The sequence below is a fragment of the Sphingomicrobium clamense genome (genome assembly GCF_019264355.1).
In the GTDB taxonomy this organism is placed as follows: Bacteria; Pseudomonadota; Alphaproteobacteria; order Sphingomonadales; family Sphingomonadaceae; genus Sphingomicrobium; species Sphingomicrobium clamense.
Genome location: NZ_JAHVAH010000001.1, coordinates 1,083,034 through 1,106,421, shown reverse-complemented (window position 1 = coordinate 1,106,421; position 23,388 = coordinate 1,083,034). Strand labels below are relative to the sequence as shown.

At 63.3% G+C, this 23,388-nt stretch carries 28 protein-coding genes; 12 read left to right on the top strand and 16 right to left on the bottom strand.

What is annotated here, in order from left to right:
• Nucleotides 1-327 carry an SH3 domain-containing protein gene (locus KTQ36_RS05675; RefSeq protein ID WP_218632743.1) on the top strand — a complete coding sequence of 109 codons (327 nt, stop codon included), beginning with the start codon at nucleotides 1-3 and terminating at the stop codon, nucleotides 325-327.
• On the opposite strand, the gene mltG is transcribed toward KTQ36_RS05675, so the two are convergent.
• From mltG to KTQ36_RS05660, 3 genes are all read right to left on the bottom strand, one after another.
• Nucleotides 324-1,286 carry an endolytic transglycosylase MltG gene (gene mltG / locus KTQ36_RS05670; protein ID WP_345777673.1) on the bottom strand — a complete coding sequence of 321 codons (963 nt, stop codon included), beginning with the start codon at nucleotides 1,284-1,286 and terminating at the stop codon, nucleotides 324-326. The two genes, KTQ36_RS05675 and mltG, sit on opposite strands and share 4 nt — an antisense overlap.
• Before the next feature lie 10 nt (nucleotides 1,287-1,296).
• Complete coding sequence (fabF, locus tag KTQ36_RS05665; protein WP_218632742.1) at nucleotides 1,297-2,553, bottom strand: beta-ketoacyl-ACP synthase II; 1,257 nt, start codon at nucleotides 2,551-2,553, stop codon at nucleotides 1,297-1,299.
• 114 nt (nucleotides 2,554-2,667) lie between these two features.
• Entirely contained in the window at nucleotides 2,668-2,904 is a 237-nt protein-coding gene (locus KTQ36_RS05660; RefSeq protein WP_218632741.1) for an acyl carrier protein, read from the bottom strand.
• Nucleotides 2,905-3,044: 140 nt separating this feature from the next.
• Between KTQ36_RS05660 and KTQ36_RS05655 the strand changes: the two genes are divergently transcribed.
• From KTQ36_RS05655 to KTQ36_RS05645, 3 genes are all read left to right on the top strand, one after another.
• Nucleotides 3,045-3,473: a vgr related protein gene (locus KTQ36_RS05655; protein ID WP_255554353.1), complete on the top strand. Its 429-nt coding sequence runs from the start codon at nucleotides 3,045-3,047 to the stop codon at nucleotides 3,471-3,473.
• Nucleotides 3,474-3,760: 287 nt separating this feature from the next.
• Nucleotides 3,761-6,019, top strand: a complete 2,259-nt coding sequence (locus KTQ36_RS05650; protein ID WP_345777672.1) for a TonB-dependent receptor — start codon at nucleotides 3,761-3,763, stop codon at nucleotides 6,017-6,019.
• A gap of 86 nt (nucleotides 6,020-6,105) precedes the next feature.
• Nucleotides 6,106-7,356, top strand: coding sequence for an FAD-dependent oxidoreductase (locus KTQ36_RS05645; RefSeq protein WP_218632738.1), 1,251 nt, complete (start codon nucleotides 6,106-6,108; stop codon nucleotides 7,354-7,356).
• On the opposite strand, the gene KTQ36_RS05640 is transcribed toward KTQ36_RS05645, so the two are convergent.
• The 4 genes from KTQ36_RS05640 to KTQ36_RS05625 are packed head-to-tail and all read right to left on the bottom strand — an operon-like array spanning nucleotide 7,353 to nucleotide 9,880.
• A complete protein-coding gene (locus tag KTQ36_RS05640) occupies nucleotides 7,353-7,751 on the bottom strand; it encodes a hypothetical protein (RefSeq protein ID WP_218632737.1) in 399 nt (132 codons plus the stop codon). The genes KTQ36_RS05645 and KTQ36_RS05640 overlap by 4 nt on opposite strands.
• A gap of 54 nt (nucleotides 7,752-7,805) precedes the next feature.
• Nucleotides 7,806-8,345, bottom strand: a complete 540-nt coding sequence (grpE, locus tag KTQ36_RS05635; protein ID WP_218632736.1) for a nucleotide exchange factor GrpE — start codon at nucleotides 8,343-8,345, stop codon at nucleotides 7,806-7,808.
• Nucleotides 8,342-9,373: a heat-inducible transcriptional repressor HrcA gene (gene hrcA / locus KTQ36_RS05630; protein WP_218632735.1), complete on the bottom strand. Its 1,032-nt coding sequence runs from the start codon at nucleotides 9,371-9,373 to the stop codon at nucleotides 8,342-8,344. The genes grpE and hrcA overlap by 4 nt, the downstream gene beginning before the upstream one ends.
• Nucleotides 9,374-9,406: 33 nt before the next feature.
• Nucleotides 9,407-9,880 (bottom strand): DUF6438 domain-containing protein, encoded by a 474-nt coding sequence (locus KTQ36_RS05625; RefSeq protein ID WP_218632734.1) that lies wholly within the window; start codon nucleotides 9,878-9,880, stop codon nucleotides 9,407-9,409.
• Nucleotides 9,881-9,957: 77 nt separating this feature from the next.
• Here KTQ36_RS05625 and rph point away from each other — a divergent pair, with 77 nt between their 5' ends.
• Together rph and rdgB are read left to right on the top strand one after the other, a co-directional pair.
• The gene (gene rph, locus KTQ36_RS05620; protein ID WP_218632733.1) at nucleotides 9,958-10,674 is read left to right on the top strand and encodes a ribonuclease PH; all 717 of its coding nucleotides are present in this window, start codon (nucleotides 9,958-9,960) and stop codon (nucleotides 10,672-10,674) included.
• Nucleotides 10,671-11,279 carry an RdgB/HAM1 family non-canonical purine NTP pyrophosphatase gene (gene rdgB / locus KTQ36_RS05615; RefSeq protein ID WP_218632732.1) on the top strand — a complete coding sequence of 203 codons (609 nt, stop codon included), beginning with the start codon at nucleotides 10,671-10,673 and terminating at the stop codon, nucleotides 11,277-11,279. The genes rph and rdgB overlap by 4 nt, the downstream gene beginning before the upstream one ends.
• Here the strand turns inward: rdgB and KTQ36_RS05610 are convergent.
• Together KTQ36_RS05610 and KTQ36_RS05605 are read right to left on the bottom strand one after the other, a co-directional pair.
• Nucleotides 11,276-11,800, bottom strand: a complete 525-nt coding sequence (locus tag KTQ36_RS05610; protein WP_218632731.1) for a CAP domain-containing protein — start codon at nucleotides 11,798-11,800, stop codon at nucleotides 11,276-11,278. The genes rdgB and KTQ36_RS05610 overlap by 4 nt on opposite strands.
• Nucleotides 11,801-11,922: 122 nt before the next feature.
• Nucleotides 11,923-12,540: a CAP domain-containing protein gene (locus KTQ36_RS05605; protein WP_218632730.1), complete on the bottom strand. Its 618-nt coding sequence runs from the start codon at nucleotides 12,538-12,540 to the stop codon at nucleotides 11,923-11,925.
• On the opposite strand from KTQ36_RS05605, the gene hemW reads away from it, so the two are divergent.
• On the top strand, nucleotides 12,502-13,644 hold the full coding sequence (gene hemW / locus KTQ36_RS05600) for a radical SAM family heme chaperone HemW (RefSeq protein WP_218632729.1): 1,143 nt from the start codon (nucleotides 12,502-12,504) through the stop codon (nucleotides 13,642-13,644). The genes KTQ36_RS05605 and hemW overlap by 39 nt on opposite strands.
• On the opposite strand, the gene KTQ36_RS05595 is transcribed toward hemW, so the two are convergent.
• Entirely contained in the window at nucleotides 13,641-14,789 is a 1,149-nt protein-coding gene (locus tag KTQ36_RS05595; RefSeq protein WP_255554324.1) for a penicillin-binding protein activator, read from the bottom strand. The genes hemW and KTQ36_RS05595 overlap by 4 nt on opposite strands.
• Before the next feature lie 15 nt (nucleotides 14,790-14,804).
• Here KTQ36_RS05595 and rsmI point away from each other — a divergent pair, with 15 nt between their 5' ends.
• Genes rsmI through KTQ36_RS05575 form a run of 4 tightly spaced genes read left to right on the top strand, consistent with a single transcriptional unit; the run spans nucleotide 14,805 to nucleotide 17,591 of the window.
• Complete coding sequence (rsmI, locus tag KTQ36_RS05590) at nucleotides 14,805-15,644, top strand: 16S rRNA (cytidine(1402)-2'-O)-methyltransferase (RefSeq protein WP_218632728.1); 840 nt, start codon at nucleotides 14,805-14,807, stop codon at nucleotides 15,642-15,644.
• The gene (locus tag KTQ36_RS05585; RefSeq protein ID WP_218633842.1) at nucleotides 15,641-15,994 is read left to right on the top strand and encodes a YraN family protein; all 354 of its coding nucleotides are present in this window, start codon (nucleotides 15,641-15,643) and stop codon (nucleotides 15,992-15,994) included. Before rsmI ends, KTQ36_RS05585 begins: the two co-directional genes overlap by 4 nt.
• A 20-nt stretch (nucleotides 15,995-16,014) precedes the next feature.
• Complete coding sequence (gene gshB, locus KTQ36_RS05580; protein ID WP_218632727.1) at nucleotides 16,015-16,971, top strand: glutathione synthase; 957 nt, start codon at nucleotides 16,015-16,017, stop codon at nucleotides 16,969-16,971.
• Entirely contained in the window at nucleotides 16,968-17,591 is a 624-nt protein-coding gene (locus KTQ36_RS05575; RefSeq protein ID WP_218632726.1) for a DedA family protein, read from the top strand. Before gshB ends, KTQ36_RS05575 begins: the two co-directional genes overlap by 4 nt.
• A gap of 208 nt (nucleotides 17,592-17,799) precedes the next feature.
• Here KTQ36_RS05575 and KTQ36_RS05570 read toward each other — a convergent pair whose 3' ends face one another.
• The 3 genes from KTQ36_RS05570 to fsa form a co-directional block, all read right to left on the bottom strand.
• Nucleotides 17,800-18,732 carry a tyrosine recombinase XerC gene (locus tag KTQ36_RS05570; protein ID WP_218632725.1) on the bottom strand — a complete coding sequence of 311 codons (933 nt, stop codon included), beginning with the start codon at nucleotides 18,730-18,732 and terminating at the stop codon, nucleotides 17,800-17,802.
• Nucleotides 18,711-19,280: a DUF484 family protein gene (locus KTQ36_RS05565; protein WP_218632724.1), complete on the bottom strand. Its 570-nt coding sequence runs from the start codon at nucleotides 19,278-19,280 to the stop codon at nucleotides 18,711-18,713. Before KTQ36_RS05565 ends, KTQ36_RS05570 begins: the two co-directional genes overlap by 22 nt.
• 85 nt (nucleotides 19,281-19,365) lie before the next feature.
• Nucleotides 19,366-20,019: a fructose-6-phosphate aldolase gene (gene fsa, locus KTQ36_RS05560; RefSeq protein WP_218632723.1), complete on the bottom strand. Its 654-nt coding sequence runs from the start codon at nucleotides 20,017-20,019 to the stop codon at nucleotides 19,366-19,368.
• 84 nt (nucleotides 20,020-20,103) lie between these two features.
• On the opposite strand from fsa, the gene KTQ36_RS05555 reads away from it, so the two are divergent.
• Nucleotides 20,104-20,862, top strand: coding sequence for an enoyl-CoA hydratase-related protein (locus KTQ36_RS05555; RefSeq protein ID WP_218632722.1), 759 nt, complete (start codon nucleotides 20,104-20,106; stop codon nucleotides 20,860-20,862).
• Nucleotides 20,863-20,899: 37 nt separating this feature from the next.
• Here the strand turns inward: KTQ36_RS05555 and KTQ36_RS05550 are convergent, their stop codons facing one another.
• From KTQ36_RS05550 to KTQ36_RS05540, 3 genes are read right to left on the bottom strand one after another with little or no spacing between them, the layout of a single operon-like run.
• Nucleotides 20,900-21,421, bottom strand: a complete 522-nt coding sequence (locus KTQ36_RS05550; RefSeq protein WP_218632721.1) for a TadE/TadG family type IV pilus assembly protein — start codon at nucleotides 21,419-21,421, stop codon at nucleotides 20,900-20,902.
• Between the two features lie 8 nt (nucleotides 21,422-21,429).
• Nucleotides 21,430-21,885, bottom strand: coding sequence for a TadE/TadG family type IV pilus assembly protein (locus KTQ36_RS05545; RefSeq protein ID WP_218632720.1), 456 nt, complete (start codon nucleotides 21,883-21,885; stop codon nucleotides 21,430-21,432).
• Between the two features lie 4 nt (nucleotides 21,886-21,889).
• Complete coding sequence (locus KTQ36_RS05540) at nucleotides 21,890-23,152, bottom strand: pilus assembly protein TadG-related protein (RefSeq protein WP_218632719.1); 1,263 nt, start codon at nucleotides 23,150-23,152, stop codon at nucleotides 21,890-21,892.
• Nucleotides 23,153-23,388 lie beyond the last annotated feature (236 nt).

Sequence of the window (23,388 nt, the reverse complement as noted above, 5' to 3'; positions counted from 1 at the left end):
TTGCAGGGTCGCGACCCCGCCCATTTCCAGTTCGCGCTCGCCGACGCGGGCGATCCGCCCGATCCGCAGACCCATGCCTGGCGCGAAGATCTCGCCGACGTCGCGCTCGCGGGAAAGGTGATCAGTCCACATTATGCCGCGCCGGTTGCGCGCACGCTCAGCAAAGCTTCGCCCTTGACGAAAGAGGCCGACGCGAGCGCCGAGGTGATCTGCCAGTTGGGTGAAGGCGCGACGTTCGCGCTGCTCGATAGCCGCGGCGACTGGGCGTGGGGCTATGGCGGTGAAGACCGTCTGGTCGGCTACGTGCCGGTCAGCGTCCTCGCCTAAAGCTCACCTCGCTCTCGCCTGATCTGCCGCCATCGCGCGGCATTTTCATTATGTTCGGACAGCGTCTTGGCGAAGACGTGCCCGCCACTGCCATCCGCCACGTAATAGAGCGCGTCCGTGTCCGCCGGATCGAGGACCGCGCGGATCGACTCGATTCCCGGATTGGTGATCGGGCCGATCGGCAGGCCGCTAATGGCGCGCGTATTGTAGGGATTGGGATCGTCCAGCTCGCTGCGCCGGATCAGCCGACCGAGCGGCTTGCCCTTGGTGATCGGATAGATGGTCGTCGCATCGGCGCCGAGCATCATGCCCAACCGGACGCGGTTGGACATCACCCCCGCTACCATACGCCGTTCCTCGGGCAGCGCGGTTTCCTTCTCGACGATCGAGGCAAGGATGATGGCTTCTTCGGGCGTGTTGACGACCGCGCGCTCGCTGCGTTCTTCCCACGCCTTGGCAAGCGCTTCTTCCATTGCCGCCTGCATGCGCGCGATGAGCGCTGCCCGGGTCTCGCCACGCTGATAGTCGTAGGTCTGCGGCAGGATGCTGCCTTCTTCGGGCAAGGGCGTTTCGCCGGTCAGCTGTTCCAGCGCGTCGATGCGCTCCTTGACGAGGATCGAGGGAAGACCCTCGGGGATCGTCACGAAGCGCTGCAGTGGTCGTCCGTGCTGCACGATGTCCATGATGTCGGCGGGACTTGCGGCTGCGGGTACTTCGAACTCGCCGACCTTGATGGGATCGCTGCCGCCGAACACGCGTGCGAGCAGGCTCCAGCGCTCGGGCGACAGGTCGATCAGGCCCTGCTCTTCCAATTGCGCCCCGAGCGCGGCCACGCTCGTTCCGGGCGTGACGACGACGCTGCCATCCTCATCGGACGGTCCCGCGCCCCACCACGGCGCGACGAACATCGCCCCGGCCAGTGCGCCGAAAACGAGGAGGAGGAAGACGAACTTCCTCACGGCGCCCGCCCTAGACCTTTTTCATGATCAGCGAGGCGTTGGTCCCGCCAAAGCCGAAGCTGTTGTTGAGCACCGCGCGCACCTCGCGCTCGCGCGGCTTGTGCGGGACGAGATCGACGCCCTCGGTCCCCTCGTCGGGATTGTCGAGGTTGAGCGTCGGGGGCACGATCTGGTCGCGAATGGCGAGGATGCAGAAGATGCTCTCCACCGCGCCCGCGCCGCCCAGCAAGTGCCCGATCGCCGACTTGGTCGAGCTCATCGATGCGCCGCCAATATCGTCACCGAACAGGCGACGGACCGCACCGAGTTCGATCGTGTCGGCCATGGTCGAGGTACCGTGCGCGTTGATGTAGTCGATGTCGCCCGGCTCCATGCCGGCCTTGTCGAGCGCGGCCTTCATCGAACGGAATGCACCGTCGCCATCGGGGTGGGGGGCGGTGACATGATAGGCATCGCCCGAAAGACCATAGCCGACGACCTCGGCATAGATTTTCGCGCCGCGCGCCTTGGCGTGCTCATATTCCTCGAGCACGACGACGCCTGCGCCCTCGCCCATGACGAATCCGTCGCGGTCCTTGTCGTAGGGACGCGAGGCCTGTTCGGGGCGATCGTTATAGCTGGAGTTGAGGGCGCGCGCCTGCGCGAAGCCGGCTACGCCGATCGGGCAGACGGTCGCTTCCGCGCCGCCAGCGAGCATGATGTCGGCATCGCCGTCCTTGATCATGCGCGCGGCGTCGCCGATCGAGTGCGCGCCGGTCGAGCAGGCAGTGACGACCGCGTGGTTCGGACCTTTCAGCCCGTATTTAATCGAGACCTGGCCCGAGATGAGGTTGATGAGACGGCCATGCACGAAGTGCGGCGAAACACGGCCGGGGCCGCGATTTTCAAGCACGAGGCTTTCGCTCTCGATGCCCGGCAGCCCGCCGATGCCCGAGCCGATCGAACAGCCCGCGCGTAGCTTCATTTCTTCGCTCATGTCTTCGAGGCCGGCGTCTTCGATGGCCTGGCCCGCGGCATCGATGCCGTAGACGATGAACGGATCGACCTGACGCTGGACCTTGTGGTCGACGCGCTTGTCGGGGTCGAAGCCATATTCGTGATCCTTGGGCTTCACTTCGCACGCGATGGTGCACTTGTGCCCTTCGGTATCGAATTTGGTGATCGGACCCGCACCCGATTTCGAGGCGAGGATGTTCTTCCAGCTGGTTTCGACATCGCCGCCAAGCGGCGTTACCAGTCCGAGGCCTGTCACAACGACACGACGCATCTTGTCACTCCTAAAAACACGAAAGGCCCAGCCCTTACGGGCCGAGCCTGTCGATTTCCCCGCGCCCCGAACGGGACGGCCCTTCGACAAGCTCCGGGCAAAGGGTCAAAGGCGTTAGCCCTTGTTGTTCTCGATATACTGGATCGCGTCCTTGACGGTCGTGATCTTCTCGGCGGCATCGTCGGGGATTTCCACGCCGAATTCTTCTTCGAACGCCATCACCAGCTCGACGATGTCGAGGCTGTCCGCGCCCAGGTCGTCGATGAAGCTCGCATCTTCGGTCACCTTGTCGGCATCGACGCCGAGATGGTCGACTACGATCTTCTTCACCCGATCTGCGGTCTCGCTCATAGAAATATTCCCTTTCGTTAGAATTTGACGCTGCCCTAGCGTTACGCGCAGCGTTGGGCAAGCCTGTCGACAGCATGGCGCGGATTCCCTAGCGTCGCGGGATGTCGCAACGGCGCCCCCTCACCCCCGGCGAGATCGAGATGGCGCGCAGCGTCTTCGGGAATGCCATCGACTATGACGCGGTCGAGATCGTGCTTGGCAAATGGTGGCCGTTCCAACCGCGCGGGATCGTCATGGCCCCATCGGGCAACATTCATTTCCATCCCAAATCAATGGCCTACCGGGAGGATTTCAGTCAGGCCACACTCCCGCTCCAGGGACTTTTCATCCACGAGATGACCCATGTCTGGCAGGCGCAGAAGGGCGGCAAATGGTACCTGCCGCTGATGCGTCACCCTTTCTGTCGCTACGGCTATGCGCTGAAACCCGGAAAATCCTTTCCGCGCTATGGACTCGAGCAACAGGCGGAAATCGTGCGTAGGGCGTTCATCGCACGACGAAAGGGCGCGGTGGCCGAGACGCCCGAAGCTAGCCTCCTGCCTTTCGCCCAAGACACTGAAAACGCCTGATTTCCAGCGAAAATCTACTGTCACCCAAAAGTCACGCTCGCCATTGGAAGCAAAGAGGGTTAAGCTTTTTTCCTTTCCGGGGGCGGGCGAATGATTCACCCTCTCTCGTGATACGCACACAACCAAAGGGGGTTCACATGCAACGTCGTGAAGCTTTTGCCGCCAAATTGCTGGTCGGAGCCGCGGGTGCCGCGCTCATGGTGCAGCCGGCTTTCGCCCAGTCCACCGAAGAGCAGGAAGCCCAGGCTGCCAACGTCCAGCCGGAGACGAACGAGGACGTAATCGTCGTGACCGCGACCAAGCGCGCCTCGACCGTTCAGGACGTCCCCTTCTCGATCAACGCCCAGACGCAAGAAGACATCCAGCGCTCGAACGCAGCAAATGCCGAAGAACTATCGAGAAATATCGCTGGTCTCACCGTGCAAAACCTCGGGCCGGGGCAGAGCCAAGTCTCGGTTCGCGGCGTGTCCGCGGGGCAGATCGTCCGCGACCAGCCGGGCGTGAAGGAACAGGTTGGCGTCTATCTCGACGAAAGCGTCATCTCGCTCTCGCTGTTCACCCCCGACGTCGACCTCTACGACCTCAACCGTATCGAGACGCTTCGCGGACCGCAGGGCACGCTCTTCGGTTCGGGTAGTGTCGGCGGAACGCTTCGCTACATTACAAACCAGCCCGAGATCGGGGTGAATGCTGCAAGCTTCGAAATCAACGCCAACATGGCCGCAGAAGACGACTTTGGCGGTAGCCTCAAGGGCATGGTGAACATGGATCTCGGCGACCATGCCGCAGGACGATTCGTTGGCTACTTCACCCACTTCCCGGGGTTCATTGATGATGTCGGTCCGGCTGGTCGTAAGAGTACGAATGATGGCCAGCGTATTGGCGGCCGTATGTCGTTCCTCTTGGAGCCCACCGAAGGTCTGAACCTGACACCGCGCATCGTGTATCAGGACATTTCGACCAACGGTTTCAACCGTCAGGACGATTTTATCATCTTCGACAACCAGTTTACCGGGGGCGGACTTCGTGAACGCGAGCAGTATTTGCTGCTACAGGAAGGGTTCGATGATGAAACGATGATCATCGACTTGACGGCCAGCTACGACCTCGGCGGCGTCGAGTTGACCAGCGTTTCGAGCTACACTGAACGAGACATCGTGGTTTCGCGTGACGCGTCAGCGCTTACCGGCTCCGTCAGCGGTGCGATCCTTGGTCTCGATCTAGACACGGTGGACATTCCTTCGAACCTCGTCGACACGACGGATCTCGAGCAGTTTACGCAAGAGGTCCGCCTCGGTTCGACGGGCTTCGGTCCGCTGCAATGGGTCATCGGAGGATTCTACTCGAAGGTCGATCGCGCTTATACGCAACGCCTACCAACGGAAGGTTATGACGCGATCGTGGATGCAGCGCTTGGAGCTGGCGCTTCCGAAGGCAGCTTCTCGGGTTTCCCGTACATCATGGACAGCCCATATGCCGCGAACCTCACCTACGACTTCACCCAGTATGCGTTGTTCGGAGAGGCGAGCTATGCCTTCGGCCCCGTGATTGTCACCGCTGGTGGTCGGTATTACGACTTCGAAGAGGAACGTGACTTTGTCTCGGGTGGCGTCTTCTCGGGCGTTGATACCTTTATCGGGGATTCCACCTCTTCAGACGGCTTCTCGCCGCGTCTCATCGTGACCTATGAGGCAACGCCGGATCTCAACCTGAACCTTCAGGCTTCGAAGGGCTTCCGTCTCGGTGGCGTCAACGATCCACTGAACGTACCGCTCTGCGAAGATGAGGATCTCGCTGCGTTCGGGGGCTTCCAGACCTACGATGACGAGACGCTTTGGAACTATGAAGCGGGCGCGAAATATTCGACCCGCCGCATCACGTTCAACGCCGCAGCGTTCTATTCCGACATCTCGAACCTGCAGACGACTGTCGACGCCGGTACGTGTTCGAGCCGCGTCGTTTTCAACGCTGAGAAGGCCCACACCATGGGTCTTGAAGCCGAATTTGCGGCTCGGATCACCGATAACTTCGACGTGTCCGTATCGGGCAGTTACGTCGAGGCGGAATTCGACACGACCCTGCCGGGCGACCTTGCGGCCCGTACCGGTATTCGCGACGGAAACCGACTTCCGACCGTGCCGAAATTCCAGATGGCGGCGACCGCTTATTATGAGGGTCGCCTCAATCGCAACACGGACTGGTTCGTTCAGGCTAGCGTCCAACATGTCGGTTCGCGCCTGACGCAACCCACCGACCAGGAAGACAACCCGCGCACCTTCCCAGTCTTCTTCGATTATCGTGGAGCGACCACTGCAGATAGCGAGACGATCGACCTGACGCTGCCGAGCTACGAATTGGTGAACCTGTCGTTCGGCCTGAGGCTCGACCGTGGATATGAAGTGTCGCTCTACGCGAACAACATCTTCGACAAGACGCCGCTGTTGTCGTTCGATCGCGAACTGAGCGGTCTCGCGCGCCGGGCCTACAACATCGGCCAACCGCGCGTGATCGGCATCACGCTACGGCGCGATTTCCGTAACGACTAATCGGTACATCGCGAAAAGAAGTGGGGGCCGGGTCTGTGAGGACCCGGCCCTTCTCTTTTGCGTTGGACGTGCGCTACGGTCAGCACATGAATACCTGGCCGCTGACCCGCCGCCAGATTCTCGGCGGCATCGGTGCGGGGGCGCTTGCCCCCTCGATCGTTCGTGCACGAAGCTTGGGAAGCGACGGGCACGCGGTGGTCGTGGGCGCGGGAGTCTTCGGCACATGGACTGCCAGGGCTCTGATGGACGCAGGTATGCGGGTCACCCTGATCGACAAGCATGGGCCCGCCAACGCGCGAGCTTCAAGCGCCGGTGAAACGCGCATGACACGGGCGGGCTACGGTGCCGACGCCATCTATGCGAAGATGGCGCTCGATAGCCTTAAGGACTGGAAAGCACTCAGTGACCGCGCCGCGTTGCCCCTATTCCACCCGCACGGCGTGCTGTTCTTTTTCGACGAAGAGATCGACTATTTCACCGACACGATCCGCGTCCATCGCGAGATGGGGCTCCCGACACAAGTTCTGACGCCCGCGCAAATGGCGCGGCGCTATCCGATGATCGACTTTGACGGGGTGGCGATCGGCATGTTCGAGCCCGACTTCGGGGCGATCATGGCGCGCCGTTCGGTCCAGACCCTTGTGGCCGAAATGGTCAAGGAGGGGCTTGTCTGGCGTCGCGGACAGGCCAAACCGGTTCCCATGCCGCGCGGTCCCTCACCGCTCCCTGGCGTCGACCTGATGGACGGCGAACGGGTGGAAGGTGATGCCTACATCTATGCGCTCGGCCCATGGCTGCCACAGGGTTTTCCGGACGTTCTCGATCGCCGGATCGTTACATCGCGCCAGGAGGTATTCTTCTTCGCACCACCGGAAGGCGATGATCGCTTCGCGCCGCAACGCCTACCCGGTTGGGCGCATTTCGAGAGTGGCGATCTCCATTACGGTTTCCCCGACATCGAGGCGCGGGGAGCCAAGATCTGCTTCGATAATCATGGACCGGAGGTCGACCCCGACACCAATCCGCGCCGTGTCACCAAAGAGGGCCTAGCCGAGATCGTCGCCTACCGCGATCGCGTCTTCCCGGCACTGCGCGGCGCCCAATTGCTCGAGACCCGCGTCTGCCAGTATGAGAATAGCTCCAACGGCGATTTCCTGATCGACCGGCATCCCGGCCATCCGAATGTAACCTTGGTCGGCGCGGGCTCGGGACATGGTTTCAAGCATGGGCCGTCACTCGGACGATTGGCAGCGCAGATCGCAATGGGCGGCGAGCAGGACCAGCCCCGCTTCACGCTTGCCACCAAGGAAACCACGCAAGCGCGCAGCGTCATCTAAAGCGAGGCTGCCCGCTGCAAATCCTTGCCGCGTCCGAAGCGCAGGAAGAGCGACCGCAACTCGTCCACCGACGGCACGAACAGGCGATGACCGTTGAGATCGATCTCCTGTCGGGTTTCCAGTGTCACCCGCTGCCAATCGCCGTCCTCATACATGCTGAAGCCCGCCATGAACTCCACCGGCACGGGCGTGCCGTCCCAGCGCGCAAACCATGCGCTGTGAAATTGCGGATGCGGCGGCTTGTTCTCGGGCAGGATCGCGCGCGGCTCGAGCAGCCGTTCGGCATCCTCGACCGACAGCATCACGTCGATATCGGCGATCCCGCCAGGGTCACGCCCGTGCAACGCGACGGCAGTTGAGCCGATGATCCACCAGTCCTGCCGCGCGCCTTCCATTAGGTCGGCGACGCGCGTCAGGCTGGTGACAAGTTCCGGGGTCAGGGAAAGCGCCTAGGGCTTTTTCGCGACGCCGACGAGCGCGGGGCGCAGGAGCCGGTCCTTAAGGCGGTATCCGACTTGCATCTCTTCGACGATCGTGCCGGGCTCGGCGTCCTCGGTCGGGATTTCGACCATCGCCTGGTGAAGATTGGGATCGAGTTCGAGCCCTTTGGCTTCGACGCGCGTGATGCCCTGTCGCTCGAAGATCGCATCCATCTCGCGCAGGGTCGCCTCGATGCCCTCGATGAAATTGGCGGCACGCCCCTCGCGTGCCTCGTCCGGCACATGGCCCAGCGCGCGCTCGAGATGATCCCTCACAGACAGGATTTCGCGAGCGAATCCTGCCGACGCATAGGAGGCGGCGTCGCTCTTCTCTTTTTCCAGCCGGCGGCGGACGTTCTGGACTTCCGCGGCGGCATAGAGCGCCTTCTGGTGCGCTTCCTCCAGCTGCGATTCGAGTTCGGCCACGCGGTCATGCTCGGCCAGTTCGGGCGATTCCTCCGCTGTTTCCTCGCGGATTTCCTCGGCTTCTTCGTGATGTTCTTCTGTCATTGCATCCGTCTCGTAAGCGCTTCGGCGGTAAAGTCCACCATCGGGACCACCCGCGCATAATTGAGGCGCGTGGGGCCGATGACCCCGACAACGCCGATGACCTTGCCATCGCTCCCTCGATAGGGCGCGGCGATGACCGAAGAGCCGGAAAGCGCGAACATGCGGTTTTCCGACCCGATGAAGATACGGCAGCCTTCCGCTTCACGCGCGGCGCCGAGCAGATTGGCGATTTCCTGCCGGTTTTCGAGTTCGTCGAGCAGCTGGCGCACGCGTTCGAGATCGGCGGTCGCCGTCTCGTCGAGCAGGTTGGCCTGCCCACGCACGATCAGCACGGGGCGCTCGTCTCCGTCGCGGCGCCATTCGGCAAGCCCCTGCGCGACCAGCTTCCCGGCCGCCTGGTCGAGCGCCTGCTCGCGATTTTCGATCTCGCTGACCAGCCGTCGGCCGGCTTCGGCAAAGGTCAGGCCCGCAAGGCGCGCGGAGACGAAGTTCGCGATCTCGTCCAGCGCCATGGGCGACATGCCGGGCGTGATCGGGAGGATGCGATTCTCGACCTCCCCGCCTTCGCCCACCAGCACTGCCAGCGCACGCGTGGCATCAAGCTGGACGAAACTGAGCTGGCGCAGGCGCAGCTCCTGCGTCGGAGCGGTGATAACGCCAGCACAGGCGGACAGGCCCGACAGGGTCGTCGTCGCCGCCTCGAGCATTTCTTCGACCGGACGATCGTCGAGCTCGCGCGCGATCGTCTCTCGCGTCCGCTTCCCCGGCATACGCGCCTGCATGATGCCGTCGACGAACAGGCGCAGGCCGAATTCGGTCGGCAGACGCCCCGCGCTGGTATGCGGATGGGTGAGCAGGCCTTGGCTCTCGAGCTGGCTCATCACCCCGCGGATCGACGCGGGCGAAAGCTGGACCTTGCCGGCAAGCGCTTTCGACCCGACCGGCTGCCCGCTGTCGAGATACGCCTCGACGACCTGCGCGAAAATCTCGCGCATGCGGTCGGTCAGGTCGGGGATCGTCTCGCTCATCGCTGCCTTATGTAGGTAGCGCGGTGCCGGTGCTCAACGCCTGCCCACGAAGATGTCGATCGGGAGGTGGCGCGGTGCGGCGGCGAGTGCGTTGTACATCGCCTGGTTCTTCTCCATGTCGCACCCGAAATCGGCGTGGAGAATGTCCTGCTGTCCGTCGCCGCCCCAGGCGACCTCGACGCTGGGCAGGTCGGTAGCGATGGTCGTGCAGTTGGCGCCGCGATATTCCATGTTGCCGGTCGGGCGATAGGGCTGGAGCGCGGCCTTGAAGGCCTCCCATTCGGCCTGGCTCATCGCGAACGTCCGCTTGCCTGTGACGAGCACGTTCTGGCGCCCGTCATAGACGCCGATGCCGTCGGAAGCCGCAGTCACGACATAAACGGGGCATGGGCCAAGACACGGTCCGGTGACGTAGCGGATCGTTTCGACCGGGGCCTTGCTGCCCGGAAGGCCCACGCATCCCGCCAACGCGGCTGCCATCCCCAAGACCAGAAGTTTCCTCACCATGACGCCTCTCCCTTCCCTTGCGAGCCTAGCGCGGCTAGTCCCCCCGTCAAATCATGTTGCACCCAGGAGAGATTTTTATGCGCCCATCCGGCCGCGCCCCCGACGAACTACGTACCCTCACGATCGAGCCCGGCTTTACCAAGCATGCGGCGGGTAGCTGCCTCATCAGCTTCGGCGATACGCGCGTGCTCGTGACCGCCAGCGTCGAAGATCGCTTGCCGCCGTGGCTGCGCGGCCAGGGCAAAGGCTGGGTCACGGGCGAATATGGCATGCTGCCGGGATCGACCCACACGCGCGGCAATCGCGAAGCGGCGCGCGGCAAGCAGTCGGGGCGCACGCAGGAAATCCAGCGCCTGATCGGTCGCTCGCTGCGCGCGGTCGTCGATCTCGAAAAGCTCGGCGAGCGCCAGATCACGGTCGATTGCGACGTCATCCAGGCCGATGGCGGCACCCGCACCGCCTCCATCTCGGGCGCGTGGGTCGCGCTGCGCATCGCGGTCGACAAGCTGATGGCGGAGGGCAAGATCGAGGAGGATCCGATCGAGACACAGGTCGCGGCGGTCAGCTGCGGCGTCTATGACGGGACGCCGGTGCTCGACCTCGACTATCCCGAAGACAGCAATGCCGGATCGGACGGCAATTTCGTGCTGACCGGCGACGGCAAGATCGTCGAAGCACAGGTCAGTGCCGAGGGCGACCGGTTCGATCAGGAAGGCCTGCTGCGGCTGATGCGGCTGGCCGATATCGGCTGCAAGGAAATTTTCGCGGCCCAGCTGAAAGCAGTCGGAAAATGAAGAAAATCGGGGACGAACTGGTCATCGCCACGCATAATGACGGCAAGCTTCGCGAAATCCGCGAGTTGCTCGAACCGTTCGGGATCGAGTGTGTCGGCGCTGCCGAGGCCGGTCTCCCCGATCCTGAGGAAACGGGCGTCACCTTTGTCGACAATGCCGAGCTGAAGGCGCGTCAGGCAGCCGATCTGTCGGGGCTTCCCGCGCTCGCCGACGATAGCGGGCTGGCGGTCGATGCGCTCAACGGCGATCCGGGCATCCGCTCGGCACGTTGGGCCGAGGACAGCGAGGGAAATCGCGACTTCGGACGCGCGATGGAGAAGGTCTGGACCGCGGTCGAGGCCGAAGGGCCCGACGCGGGCCACGACGCGCACTTCGTCTGCGCACTGTCGCTTGCATGGCCCGACGGGCGGGTCGAGACGTTCGAAGGCAAGGTGTTCGGCACGCTCACCTGGCCCCCGCGCGGCGACAAGGGGTTCGGCTACGACCCGATGTTCGTGCCGACCGACCATGACGTTACGTTCGGGGAAATGGAGCCGGCGAAGAAGCACGCGATGAGCCACCGCGCCGATGCCTTCGCGAAGCTGGTGGCCTGGCTCGAGGCCTAGCTGAGCCGCACGCCGTCCTTGTTGCCGGGCGGCGAATAACGACAGACGAAATAATCGGTGGTGGCGCTGCTTGCCATCGCGCAGCCGACATGCGTCGTCGATGGCCACACGATCTGCGTGTAGTGGCCGACATCGTGCCAAGATCCGGACCGGCTCACATGGGGGAAGGTGCCGGCCCGGAAATGGCGGACTTCGTCGGTCATCGTGCCGACGATGATTTCGTAGCTGAACAAGCCGCGCTGGCCGCGCCACATATTTTCGCCCTGATATTTGCGGCGGCCCGGCGTCCGGTCATGGTGGTAGCGCCCGGTGCGGGCCATGTAGCGCGCATGCTCCATTGCGCTGGCCGCAAGCCGATTGTCCCAGGCGAGTGGACGCACGCCATGCTGTGCGCGGGCGCGATTATGGTTGTCGAGGACGGCTGCTCTCAACTGCTTTTCGCCCCGCGCTGCAGTGCTGGATGCGGTCGCGGGCGCGACCATCGCGACAACCGCCAACCCCATGAAAAGACGAGAAAACATGGCGCCACTCTGGCGCATACGCATTAACAAAACCCTGCCCCCGACGGCCCGAATTGAGACAATTTCAGCCTCGCCGAGGGGTTAATTCAACAAGGTGAACGACCGTTACCGACGAAGCGTGCCTATTCCTCGTCGGGCGCAGGCGGAACGAATCCGCCGACGGGGCGACCGCGAATATTTCCGGCGGGGGCATAGCGACACACGAGATACTCGCGAAACAAGCCCCGCGTTGTCGCGCAGCCCAGCCGCGTCGTCGTGGGCCAGATCATCTGCGTATAGTGCGCGACGTCCTGCCATCGGCCGCTGGTCGACACGTCGGGAAACAGGCCCGGGCGAAACATCGCGCGTTCGTCGATCATCGCCTGGATCATCTGCTCATAGCCGAAGGCGTCGCGCGTCCCGCTCCACAAATTCTCGCCCTGCACACCGCGGATCGACTGGTCGTGAACCATTTCCTCGCGCACCGCCAGCCGTGTCGCATAGGCCTTGGCGTCCGCCGCCAGTGCATCGTCCCAACCAAGCGGTGCTGCGCCCCAGCGCGCGCGTTCTTCGTTGTGGCGAGCTACCATGACACGGCGAATGCTCCCATCCTCGACCAGCGGTTCGGGTGCGCCCATGCGCGGGATGGTGATTGACGGCTCGGGCGCCACGCGCGAAGGGCTGCACGCCGCAAGCGAGAGGAGCAAGAAGAGCGCCACGCCATGACCGACGACCGATCCCAGCTGGCGCTTTACGTCCACTGGCCCTTCTGCGTGGTCAAATGTCCCTATTGTGACTTCAACTCCCATGTCCGCGAGAGTGTCGATGAGGTGGCGTGGCGGCAAGCCCTGCTCGACGAATTGCGGTACGAGGCGGCGCTGACGCCCGACCATCACCTCACGAGTATCTTTTTCGGCGGCGGCACACCGTCCCTGATGGATCCGCGCACCGTCGAAGCCGTGATCTCGGATGCGCGGACACTCTGGGCGCAAGCCGAGGACGTCGAGATCACGCTGGAAGCCAACCCCAACAGCGCCGAGGCGGCACGCTTCGCCGACCTTGCAAGCGCGGGCGTCAATCGTTTGAGCCTTGGGCTCCAACGGTTCGACGACGCGTCGCTACGCTTCCTTGGCCGCGCGCACGACGCTGCCGAAGGGCAGGACGCGCTCGACGCTGCCCAGCGCGCCGTCGAGCGTGTGAGTTTCGACCTGATCGTCGCGCTGCCTGGCGATACGGTCGACAGCGTATCATCGCTGCTCGACCGAGCCATCGCGAAGGGCACCGAGCATCTTTCGATCTACCAGCTCACGATCGAACCGGGCACGCGCTTCGAGACGGATGTTCGAAAGGGCAGTTTCGTGCCGCTCGACGAGGAGACGTCTGCCGACATCTTCGAGATGACACAGGCGAAGACCACTGCGGCCGGCCTTCCCGCCTACGAGATCTCCAATCACGCCAGACGAGGCGCGGAAAGCCGTCACAACCTCACCTATTGGCGCTATCGCGACTATATCGGCATCGGTCCGGGCGCGCACGGGCGGCGCACCGGCATGCGCACCTTCCGTCACAAGAAGCCCGAAAACTTCCTTTCCGCCGTGCAGCGCAATGGCCACGGCATGCGCGAGGAAGAATCGCTTAGCGCCACCGAGGCTGCCCACGAAGCACTGGTCATGGGCTTGCGACTCAATGAAGGGATCGATCCCGACGCCCTCGCCTCTCGACTGGGCGTTGAACGGGTCGTCGACGAGGCAGCCGTCGACCGCTTGATTGCGCAGGGTCTGCTGGAAAGAGAAGAGCCGCGCCTTCGCCTCACGGACGAAGGGCGGCTCCTGCTCGACTCGATCCTCGCGGAAATCGCGGCCTAGAAAGCGCGCGCCGCCGGATCGAGGATCTCGGTCCCGCCGGGCGTGACGCGGCGAACTTCGAGCGCGCGGATCGCTACGTTGTCTTCAAAGCGAAAGATGCCGTCGACGCCGCCGAACCCATCATCGGCGCGCAGCAGGCGGGTCGGGAAATCACCGCCCGACTCCCAATCGCGCGACAGGCGTGCCGCTAATAGGACCGCGTCATAGCCAAGGCTCGACAGGCGGTAAGGCGCATTGCCGTAGCGGCTGCGATAACGGTTTGACATGGTCTGGAACCGCCCGTCGGGTACGGCGGAGTAGATTGCCCCGCGCAGCGCGGCAGTCTGGCCAAGGTCTCGCTCGGCGGCCCAGAGCTCGTTACCGATCTTCCACCCGCCATGGGTCAGGCGCGGTGCGACCAGCTTGGCGATCTGCCCGCCGTCGCCGATCACGACCGCGTCGATGCCGTCGCGCGCGTTGATCTTGCCGATCGCGGCTTCGAGCGCGCTTCGACTGCGTTCGTACGTTTCCAGTGCGGCCAGACGTCCGTCATGATCCTCAACGCTGACGATCAGCGAATTGATCGCGCGTTGGCCGTAAAGACTGTTCGGGATGAGCCCGGCAAAGGTCGAAACGCCATTGTCGGCGGCAAAGGCCACCGAGCGCGCGATCGACTGGGTCGGGGTGAATCCCATGATGTAGACATTGTCGTCTGCAACGCCCTCGTCATTCGAGAAGGCGATCACGGGCACGTCTGCAGCTGCGGCGATCGGTCCTACCGCGCGGACATTCTCCGACAGGAGCGGCCCGAGGATCAGCTTGTTGCCTTCGGCCAGCGCCTGGCGTGCGGCGGCCTCTGCGCCTCCCGCCGTGTCGTAGATGGTCAGGCGCAACGTATCGACCTCGCTGTCCAGCAGCGCCATCTTCGCGGCATTGGCAATAGAGTTGCCTACCGCCTGGTTGTCACCGGTCAGCGGGACAAGCACGGCCACGCCGTTGCGCTCGGCCACCGGCGTCGGTGCGGGCGTCGGCGCCGTCGCGGGCTCGCTGGGTGCAGGGCCGCGCGGAGCGGGAGATGTCGTACAGGCGCCCAATGCCAGGACTGCCGCGGCAAGCGCACCCTTCATGAAATTGCGCCGTGCTTGCTTTTTGGGGGTGATTGCCATGATGTCCTTGACCCTATGTCCGATTCTACGTTCCCCCCAGGCCTCTATATCGTGGCCACGCCAATCGGCAATCTTTCCGATTTGAGCCCGAGGGCGTCGGATGTACTCAAGAATGCAGATCGCATTCTTGCGGAGGATAAGCGAGTCACCGCCAAGCTGCTCCGCCATATCGGCGCCGACACGCCGATGACCGCCTATCACGACCATAGCGACGGCACGCTGCGAGAAAGGGTTTTGGCCGATCTCGGCGACAAGAGGATCGCGCTGGTCAGCGATGCGGGAACGCCGCTAATCTCCGATCCGGGCTACAAATTAGTGCGTGCCGCGCGGGCGGCGGGGCTCGCGGTGCATACTGTTCCCGGCCCGTCTGCGGCCATTGCGGCGCTCACGCTGGCGGGTCTGCCCACGGATCGTTTTCTTTTCGTGGGCTTCCTACCTGCCAAGGCCAAGGCGCGCGCAGAGGTGATTGCGGAGATCGCACCGATCCGCGCCAGCCTCATCTTGTACGAGAGCGGTCCCCGGCTCGGTGCAAGTCTTGCAGCGCTCGCCGAGGGAATAGGCGAACGCGACGCCGCGGTCGTGCGCGAAATCTCGAAACTGCACGAGGAAACGGTCACGGGGTCGCTTTTGCAGCTCGCGGAGCGCTATGCCGAGACAGGCCCAAAGGGTGAGATCGTGATCGTCGTCGGGCCACCGGCGGCGCCCTCGGAAGCCACAGAGGACGATCTCGACGCCGCGATCGACGAAGCGCTGACCCGCCTCTCGCCCAGCCGAGCGGCGGCCGAAGTCGCCGAGCGGCTCGGCATCAAGAAAAAGCGCGCCTATGCCCGCGCGCTCGAACGGAGCGGCCACTGAAACGCCGCGAAGCCGAAGCGCGCGGACGCCGCGCCGAACTCTATGCCGCGACCTGGCTGCGCGCCAAGGGCTGGCGCATCCTCGATGGCCGCGTGAAGACGCCGCACGGCGAGATTGACCTCATTGCCAAGCGCGGCAAGATCGTCGCCTTCGTCGAAGTGAAAGCGCGCCGGACGATGGACGAGGCGGAACGCTCGCTCGACGAATATCGCTTGCGCCGGGTTGCCGATGCCGCGCGTTCGCTAGTCCACGAATATGCGAAAAATGGCGAAGACGTTCGCATCGACGCGGTCTACGTCGCGCCGGGCCGCCTGCCCCGCCACCTCGAAAATGTCTGGCAAGGCGGCTGAGGCCCCGCTACCTCCTCCCCATGAGCCTCACCGTCGCTTTTCAGATGGACCCGATCAAGCAGATCCAGGTCGCCGGGGATTCCACCTATCGACTGATGGTCGAAGCGCAGGAGCGCGGGCACCGCCTGCTCGAATACCAGCCGCGCCACCTGTCCTATGTCGACGGTCGCGTAGTCGCCGAAGCGCGCGACGTGACCGTCACGCCGGGCGGCGAGAGCCACTTTAAGGCGGGGCATCGCGGGATGGTCGATCTCGGGCGCGAGACCGACGTCGTCTGGATGCGGCAGGACCCGCCGTTCGACATCGGCTATATCACTGCCACCTACCTGCTCGAACGCGTGCAGGGTGAAGCCCTCGTGCTCAACGACCCGCGTGCCGTGCGCGATGCGCCCGAGAAGCTGATGGTGCTCGATTTCGCCGACTATATGCCGCCGACCCTGATCACCCGCTCGCTGCCGCAGGTGCGCGAGTTTCACGACGAATATGGCGACATCGTCATCAAGCCCTTGCATGGCAAGGCGGGCGAAGGCGTGTTCCGCGTCCGCGACGACGGCGCCAATCTCGCTGCTTTGGTCGAAATGTTCCAGTCGCTCGGCGACGAACCCTTCATCGTGCAGGCGTTCCTTCCTGCCGTCACCGCGGGCGACAAGCGCATCATTCTCGTCGACGGCGAGCCCATCGGCGCGATCAACCGTCTTCCGGGCAAGGGCGAAATCCGCTCGAACCTCGCCGCGGGCGGTCGAGCGGAAAAAGTCGGACTGACGGTGCGCGAACAGGAAATCTGCGACGCGTTGGCGCCGACGCTCAAGGACAACGGGCTGCTGTTCGTCGGCATCGACGTCATCGGCGGCATGCTCACCGAGATCAATGTGACCTCCCCCACCGGCATCGTCGCGCTCGACAAGTTCGATGGCATCAATAGCGCGGCCGCAATCTGGGATGCGGTCGAAACGCGGCTGGCGCTCGCCGAACAATGAGCGACTGGGTCGTCAACCTGATCGACGGGGCGGGCTATCTGGGCATCGCCTTCCTGATGTTCATCGAGACGGTGTTCCCGCCAATCCCGTCCGAACTGATCATGTCGATCGCGGGCATCCGCACCGGCCAGGGCGAGCTCGACTATTGGCTCGTCGTCGTCGCCGGCACGTTCGGGGCGATGGCGGGCAATTTCCTCTGGTACCTGTTCGCCCGCGCGCTGGGCATCGAGCGGTTCAAGCCATTCATCGATCGCTGGGGCCGCTGGCTGACCGTCACGTGGAAGGAAGTCGAACGCGCGCAGCGTTGGTTCGAGCAGCACGGCACCTTCTTCGTCTTTCTCGGCCGGATGCTGCCGACCGTGCGCAGCCTCGTGTCGGTGCCCGCGGGCCTGCTCAAGATGCGCATGAAGAGCTTCCTCATCGCGTCCACCATCGGCACCTTCGGCTGGACCGCGATGCTCGCCTATGCCGGTTACAAGCTGGGCGAGAATATCGACGAGATCGACGCCTATCTCGGTCCGGTGTCCAACACGGTCATCGCGGTGCTCGTGGTCGGCTATGTCTGGCGGCTCTGGACCCACCGCAATGTCGGGAAAAAGGTCCGGAACGATAGCGAATAGCCGCGCTCTCGCGTCAGCCGATCACGTCCGAAACCCTCCATTTCCGGCATTTAAGTCCGCGTTAAGCACGCCGCGCCATCGCGATGTGCAGGAGCCCGACGCTTCCGAGCGATGGTCCAGGGCTCCTCGCATCGCTGCTGGTCCCGGCGGTGTCCAACAAGGCCCCGATGTCGCACTCTCCCCCCGCGCATCGGGGCCAACTTTACCACTAAGAAGCGCGTGGATGCGCGTTGCGATAAACGTCGAGCAGGCGCGCGGCATCGACCTTCGTATAGATTTGGGTCGAAGACAGGCTGGCATGGCCGAGCAGTTCCTGGAGCGAGCGCAAGTCGGCACCGCCCGCGAGCAGGTGCGTCGCAAAACTGTGGCGTAGCGCGTGCGGCGTCAGCGTATCGGGAAGGCCGAGCATGTCGCGCGCCTTGCGCACCGAGCGGCGTACCATGTCGGGCGACAGCGGCCCGCCGCGTGCGCCCTTGAACAGCGCCTCGCTGGCTTCGATCGGATAGGGACAGGCCGTAGCATAGGCATCGACCGCCTCGCGCACCTTCTCCACGATCGGTACGACCCGCATCTTGCCGCCCTTGCCCGTCACGCGCAGCGTCCGACCGAGCGGCACGCTCGAGCCGGTCAAGCCGCAGGCTTCGGCAATGCGGAGGCCCGAGCCGTAGAGCAGCAGCAGGACCGCCAGATCGCGCTTGCCGATCCAATCGACCAGCGCCTGTGCCTCGGCTTCGTCGGCGAGCGCGGTCGCCTCGTCGGGCGCGACCGCGCGCGGCAGGGTCTTGGGGCGCCTCGGCGCGCGCGTCTTGGGCACTTGCGGGACATGGCCCTGATCTTCGGCGGCAAAAGTCAGGAAGGCGCGCACTGCCGACATCTCGCGCGCCGCCGACGAAGCGCCCAGCCCTTCCGATCGCCGATCCGACAGGAAGGCACGCAGATCCTGCGCCTTCAGCGCCAACAGGCCGAACTTGCCGATTTCCTCGCCCCGATAGCGGCCGAGAAAGTCAATGAAGCGATGAGCGGTGGCGACATAGGCGCGCACCGTGTGCGGACTACGCCTCAGATTATGCGCGAGATGATCGCCCCAGCGTACTGCCAGTGCGCGAGCCGGATGCTCTTCTAGCGGTTGGTCCCCGTCCACCCGCCGATCATAGCGCCGAGAGAGCGTCCGAGAAAGGCGAGAAGGCTGGTGCCTTCGCCGCCCGGCAATTCGCGCCGGCGTTCTTCACCCAGCAGCAACACGCCGAAAGGGCTGCCCGAATGACGATCACCGATACGGATGATCGCTTCGCTCTTCATGTCGCGCGCTGCAGCGCCGAACAATGCGTCGCCGTGGTCGCCCGTGCGCAGCGCGACCGGATCGGCGAGCGCGAAGGCCCGCTCCACCCATTGCGGCTCCAGCGAATAGGTGCCGTCAACATCGACGCGATAGGCCGTGTCGCCGATCACTAGCGCGACCGTCGCGCGGTCGATGCCGAGTAGGCCCGGCCATAACTCGACGATCATCTGGAGCGCGTCCTCGACGCCCTCGGCGGCGAGAATGGCGAGGACCGCATCGTGGATGGCATTGGTCGCGCGGTGGTGGCCGCGGGCATAGGCGATGAGGTCGGCATTCGCCGTCTCCACCGCCCCGAGCCGATCGCGCAATTTGGCGACGGCCACCTCTTCAAAGCGAATCACTTCTGCCATGGCCATCATGGTGGCCGAACGGGGTTAATACTTCGTCGCTTCGGTTAACGCGGATGGCAGTTTCCCGCGATTTAACGGACCGCGCTCAGCCGATCTTCTGGCCGGTCGCTTCCCAGTCCTTGAGGAATGCGGCGAGGCCTTTGTCGGTGAGCGGATGGTTGAACATCTTCCAGATGATTTCGGGCGGCGCAGTCATGACGTCGGCACCCAGCTTCGCGCTGTCGTGAATGTGGATCGGGCTGCGCACCGACGCGACCAGGATCTCGGTCGGGAAGTCGTAATTATCGTAGATCATGCGGATGTCGGCGATCAGCTCGATCCCCGGATAGCCGATATCGTCATGCCGCCCCACGAAGGGCGAGATGAATGAGGCCCCCGCCTTCGCCGCGAGCAACGCCTGGTTCGCCGAGAAGCAAAGCGTGACGTTCACCATCGTGCCGTCGTCGGTCAGCTTCTTGCAGGTCTTCAGCCCGTCGATGGTCAGCGGTACCTTGATCGCGATATTGTCGGCGATCTTCCGGAGCGCTTCGGCTTCCTTCATCATCGCGTCATGCTCGGTCGCGACGACTTCGGCGCTCACCGGCCCGTCGACGATGCCGCAAATTTCCTTCGTGACCTCGATGATGTCGCGTCCCGACTTCTTGATCAGCGACGGATTGGTCGTCACGCCATCGAGCAGACCGGTCGCGGCAAGTTCGCGGATGGCATCGGTGTCGGCGGTGTCGGCGAAGAATTTCATTTCGGGGCTCCCGGTCTGGCGCTGTGGTCGCCCAAGCGATAGCGAGGGGAAGCAGTGCCGTCACCCGATTCGAGGAGAAAATTCGTGACCGAACACGTGAAGGTCGACATTTCCGATGGTGTGATGGCGATCACCTTCGCCCGTCTAGAGGCGCGCAACGCGATTACGGTCGCAATGTACACCAAGCTCGCCGAGGCGGTCGAGAGCGCGCAGGGCAATGACGACATTCGACTGATTACCCTGCGCGGCGAGGGCCAGGACTTCACCGCCGGCAACGATCTCATGGATTTCATGGCTGAAATGCCGCGCGACGGAAGCGACATTCCCGTCTGGCGGTTTCTGCGCGCCTTGGCGGACAACGAGGTCCCAATCCTCGCCGGCGTTCAGGGCAATGCGGTCGGTATCGGAACCACCATGCTGCTGCACAGCGACCTGGTGGTCGCCGAGCGTGGCTGCCGCTTCAAAATGCCGTTCACCGAATTGGGCCTGGTTCCCGAAGCCGCCAGCTCGATGATCATCCCGGGCTTTGCCGGTCGTCGTGTGGCGGCAAAGGTGCTGCTTCTGGGCGAGAGTTTCGGCGCCGACGAAGCGCTGTCCTACGGCATCGCCAGCCATGTCGCCGACGAGGGCGGGCTCGATGCCGAATTCGATCGACTGAAGTCGCTGTTCCTCTCGCGCCCGCCCCAGTCGATGCGCCTGACGCAGGCACTGCTGCGCAAGGTCGATCGCGAGGCGGTGAAGGAGCGAATGTCGCTGGAGAACAGCCACTTTGCCGAACGCCTGACGTCCGACGAAGTGCGCGAGGTCATCACCGCCTTTTTTGCGGCGCGCGCGAAGAAATAAAAAAAAAGGCGGGCCGAGACCCGCCTTTCCAATTTGGCTATTGGCACTTCTTCGGATTGGGGTGCCAGCAGGTGCCGTCATCGCCACCCGTGTCGCCACCGGTATCGCCGCCGTCACCGCCGGTGCCGCCAGTCCCACCCGAACCCTCATCAGCGTCGTCATCGGCGTCAGCCGCGGTCGCGTCGGGCGTGTAGATCAGTTTTTCGCGTTCGACCTCAATGGTAGGGCCTTCGAAAAAGATGAAGTCGGTCGGCTGCGAATAGACAATCCTGAGCAGGATCGTCCCATCGCCCCGCGGATCGGCATCGACGGTCGTAAGCGTCCCGTTATGGGTTCCGAAATCCTTCTCTTCGACCATGTCTTCGATTTCGTCGGTGCTGGGAACCGGCCAAACCGTCGCGAAGCGCGCGGCTTCACCCAGTGCGTTGTGGACGCCGGCATTGGCCCAATAGATCAGGCCCACCTGCCAAAAGCCCATGACGAAGGTCACGAAGATCGGCACGCCGAACGCAAATTCGACTGCTGCGGTACCGCGATGGTCGCGGTGTAGCTTTTTCAAGAATTTTATCATTGCGTGCGGATCCCTGCCTTGCCTGAAATGTCGTATTTTCCATTGTCATTCGCGCCGAACGTTTTGAGCGGAAAGAATGGAGTGAACTCGTCAACGATCTCGACCGAGAGATAGCGTGCGTACGTTTCGCCATCTCCGCAGGTCGTGTCGTAATCAGCCTGCTTAACACCATCACATTCCAGCCAATATTCCACCGTAACGTTTTCTTCTTCTACTTCGGCGGCTTCCGCTGCCTCAGATTTCAAGGTGCCTGCGGTCGTCCCATTGGCAGATAGTGCCTGAACCTTTTCAACCGCTCGATGTGCCGACTGCTCGAGGCGGAGCTTTTCGGAGTAAGCGGTGGACAGGTCGATGGTACCGATAATCATTGTTGCGAGGATCGGCGCGATAAGTGCCAGTTCGATGACCGAGGTCCCACGCTCGTCGCGACGAAGTGTATTGAGATTACGCATGGCCTTACCCCACCAACCGAACATGCTGACCTTCGAAGGCTTGGGCTCCGCCCGAAGAGTCGCATGAATTTGAGATATTACTGTTGCCGGTGAACTTGACGCGACGTGCAACCATTTGCACGCAGTTGGTTGTCATTCCCGCGTTGCCGTTGAATGTAAGTTCGCGCGACGGAAAGTAAAAAGCGCCTTCCAGCTCACTTCCGCTCCCGCCATTGATCTTAGGCCCGGTACCGGAGTCAGTAGCTCGTCGATCCTGGTAGACTGCAATACCTGCATAATCGCCCGTGTCGGGACTTTCGATCTTGATGGTAGCGCCACCGTTCCAGTCAGTATTGCCGATCGAGGCGCTAGTTGCGGTCGACACGTTGGTCAGGATGAAGGTTACGCCGCCCGTCGCATTCACGACTGCGCCCGAGTTGATCTTCATGTCCCCGCCCGAGATGTAGTAGACACCGGGTTCGAAAGTAACATTACCCTTGAGGTCCATCAGCGTGTAGCAATTGTCTTCCGGGTCCTCCTCCTGTGAGACGTTCTTGGTGACCCCCGGATTGACTCTCAGCTGGCCACCGTCGCAACTAGATGGCGGGTTAGCCGTCACGTCCTCAAACGGATCTTCTTGTGCCAGCGTGAACGGTAGGAACTGCGTGTCTTCGCCCCAGTTCCCCGTCGTGTCGATCCCGCCGACTGCCGCAATCGGGCTGGCATTCACTGACGAGGCGCCCTGCGCCACCGCCGCATCAAGCGAGGTGGAATTGGTGATCATCCCGCAGCCCAGATCGACACCGGTCGACCCCGACGCGGTGATCCCTGTCGCCGAGGAGTTTTCCAGACTGATTACGCAATATTCGCCAGTAGGCGTGATTGCCGCCGTCCCTGCCGCAGTGATCGACACCGGCCGGGTCAGGAACATCGACGTAAAGCTCAGCGGGCGCTGCACCGTGAGCTCGACGCGCACGGCGTTGCTGTAGTCCGCAGTATCCGCCGGATAGGTAATCTGCGCCCCACCGACCGGTGCGAGCCCAGTCGTGTTGTTATGACCCAGATCGTCCGCGACCGCGTCGTTGACAGTCTGCCCCTGCATATTGGCATAGACGCCCGCGAAGGCCGCCGAGTCCGCTGCGCGCTGCAACTGACGCTTGGTGACGGTCCATTGCACGGTATCGGTCGCGAGGCCCGCGGCCCCAACGATGATGGGCATGGTGGCGCCTGCCAGCACCAGCATATTCCCTCGGTCGTCATTCCAGATGCGCTTGAACAGGCTTTTCATACGCGTTGCCTCCTGGCGAAATTGCCGCAAATCATTGGGCCGAATATACCGAACAGGGTGAGCGAACCGTTGCGCCCCATGGTTAACGGGATACTGACCATGAAATCTGTCCCGAAACGGGTCGCGGGACTTGCAGACACAGCACTTGCGTATTACATCGATAATACAGCGGAAATGGTTGCGCCGAGTGCCTCGGCACGCCACGTTCCACGACACAGATAGTTGAAGGACAGGTT